The 276-nt window shown below is 64.5% G+C and carries 1 pseudogene; it reads right to left on the bottom strand.

Going from position 1 to position 276, the window contains the following annotated elements:
* Nucleotides 1-118 (bottom strand): annotated as a pseudogene (locus DBR34_RS18505) (sporulation protein); the annotation flags it as partial.
* Nucleotides 119-276 lie beyond the last annotated feature (158 nt).

Here is a 276-nt window from a genome sequence, read left to right as displayed (position 1 = left end):
GTACGCTGGCCACGCCGCTGTCAGGCGCAGGGCCTTTGACCAGCATGGGCAGGAAGATCACAGCCAAAGCCACCAGAACGATGGCACCAATCAGTCGCTGTTTCAGAGGAGTATCCACGGAAGGCAGGCAGGGCGGCGCGGCGGAATGCCACGGCGATTATACGGGTGTCGGCGTGAGCGGCGACGGTGGCGGCTGAACGGCCGCAGCGCATTGAAAACCTGTGTCAGTCCGCTGCGTCCAGCCACTGCAGCGCCTGTGCGGCGGTATGGAACGAG

Origin of the sequence: Stenotrophomonas sp. HMWF003, from assembly GCF_003061285.1 — a bacterium.
GTDB classification, from domain to species: Bacteria; Pseudomonadota; Gammaproteobacteria; order Xanthomonadales; family Xanthomonadaceae; genus Stenotrophomonas; species Stenotrophomonas maltophilia_AP.
This window is presented reverse-complemented; position numbering and strand designations above follow the sequence as displayed.